Origin of the sequence: Oceanotoga teriensis, from assembly GCF_003148465.1 — a bacterium.
Classification (GTDB): Bacteria; Thermotogota; Thermotogae; order Petrotogales; family Petrotogaceae; genus Oceanotoga; species Oceanotoga teriensis.
On record NZ_QGGI01000043.1, the window covers coordinates 1 to 2,064 of the forward strand.

Here is a 2,064-nt window from a genome sequence, read left to right on the forward strand (position 1 = left end):
TATAAACTTAACCTTTAACAGAACCAGATAAAAGACCTTTTAAGAAATACTTACCAAGAACGATATAAACGATAAGAGTGGGTAAAGCAGCAACCAAAGCACCTGCCATTTGAACATTCCACTCAACGACTTGAGAACCAGCGAGATTAACAAGAGCGACGGTAATAGGTTGACGATCCGGATTAGAAGTAACAGTAACGGCGAACAAAAATTCATTCCAAATATTTGTAAATTGCCAAATAGCAGTAACAACGAAACCAGGAATAGAAATAGGTAAAATAATTTTAGAATAAGTTTTAGAAAAGCTAGCACCATCAATAGAAGCAGCTTCGATCAAAGAATCAGGAATTTCCTCATAATAATTTTTAAACATCAAAGTTGTGATAGGAATACCATAAATAACATGAATAATAATCAAAGCTGGAATAGTACCATAAAGGCCTATTTTTTGAAAAAATTGAATCAAAGGAAATAAAACAGACTGATAAGGTATAAACATACCAAACAATATTATAGCAAAAATAACGTTTGAAAACTTAAACTTCAATTTAGAAAAAGCGAACCCATTAATAGAACCAATAAAAGCTGAGATGATAGTAGCCGGAATAGTCAATAAAAAACTATTAAACAAATTAGGTCCAAGCTTAGAAAAAGCGACTTTAAAACCATCAAAAGAAATGTTATTTGGTAAGTTCCACATATCGGATATAGAGATTTCAGATAAAGGTTTAAAACTGGTGATAACAGTGACATAAAAAGGAACCAAAAAAATAATAGCGATAATAATTAAAATGATATAAGAAAAAACAGATGAAGTAGAATATTTTTTAGTCATAAAGAAGACTCCTTTCTAAAACTTGAGTATAGATAAGGAATGATTATTACAGCAACCATTAATAACATTATTATAGAAATAGCTGAACCCATTGCATATTTATTGGAACGAAAAGTGAGTTCAAACATGTATACAGCAGGCATATCAGTGACATTTTTAGGGCCTGAACCAGTCATAGCATAAATTAAATCAAAAATTTTTAAAGAAACATGACCTAAAACGATCATTGCAGATAAAGTAATAGGTTTTAATAGAGGCATTTTAATAGACCAAAAAATTTTAGAATTACTAGCGCCATCAACTCTTGCAGCTTCGAGAACATCTGTTGGAATAGCTCTCAAACCAGCTAAATACATAGCCATGATATAACCAGACATTTGCCATACAGCGGCAAGAATTACAGGGATTAGAGCTAAATTAAACTTACCAATGGAATCAGTACTTGTAAACCACATCCATTGTAAGTTATTTAAACCAAGTTTTTCAAATAAAAGGTTTAAACCTTGAGGATCAGAAGGGATATTTCCAGGTGCAAAAATCCAACTCATAACAGTACCAGTTATAACAAAAGAAATAGCCATTGGAAAAAGAAAGAGGTTTTGGAAAAATCTCGATCCCTTTAAACCTTTATCTAAAAGATTTGCAAGGATTAAACCAAGTATAATACAAAAAGAAATAAAAAATAAGGTAAAGAATAAAGTATTCCATAAATCTGTTTGAAATCTGGAATCAGAAAAAATTCTTTCAAAATTTCTGAATCCAACAAATTTAAAATCATTTCTAACAAGAGCTGAAAAAGAATTGAAATTAGAAAATGAATTTTTAATGGTCAAAAATATGAAATAATAAACGAATATACCGATTAGAGCTAATGAAGGTAATATGATGAAAAATCCAACTTTACCTTTTTTATTTTTAATAGCCATATTATTTATTCACCTCCGTATTATAATGAAAGCCAGTTTCAAAAGAAACTGGCTTAAAGTTTGGAGTTAGTCAGTTATTATTCCAGCATCTTCACAAGCCCAAATGATACTCTTTCTAGCATTTTTAACATTCCCAGTAGCTATTAATATATTAATAGCATCATTTAAAGAGGTAACAAATCCTTCAGGAGCAGCAGAACCATGTACTATTGAAGGAGTTATAGTTTTACTGGAAAAATCGTTTATAGACCAAGTAAGATAAGGATCGTATTTTGATTTATCTGCATCGATTCTTGCAGGTAT

Annotated in this window: 2 protein-coding genes and 1 pseudogene; all 3 read right to left on the bottom strand. The window is 30.3% G+C overall.

Going from position 1 to position 2,064, the window contains the following annotated elements:
• Nucleotides 1-7: 7 nt before the first annotated feature.
• Complete coding sequence (locus C7380_RS13370) at nt 8-835, bottom strand: carbohydrate ABC transporter permease (RefSeq protein WP_109606744.1); 828 nt, start codon at nt 833-835, stop codon at nt 8-10.
• Nucleotides 832-1,761, bottom strand: a complete 930-nt coding sequence (locus C7380_RS13375; protein ID WP_109606746.1) for a carbohydrate ABC transporter permease — start codon at nt 1,759-1,761, stop codon at nt 832-834. The genes C7380_RS13370 and C7380_RS13375 overlap by 4 nt, the downstream gene beginning before the upstream one ends.
• Nucleotides 1,762-1,827: 66 nt before the next feature.
• Nucleotides 1,828-2,064, bottom strand: a pseudogene (locus C7380_RS13380) (carbohydrate ABC transporter substrate-binding protein); the annotation flags it as partial.

What these genes read in the sequence shown, in the direction of transcription:
- C7380_RS13375 (WP_109606746.1), bottom strand. Translation starts at nt 1,761, where the DNA reads ATGGCTATTAAAAATAAAAAAGGTAAAGTTGGATTTTTCATCATATTA.
- C7380_RS13370 (WP_109606744.1), bottom strand. Translation starts at nt 835, where the DNA reads ATGACTAAAAAATATTCTACTTCATCTGTTTTTTCTTATATCATTTTA.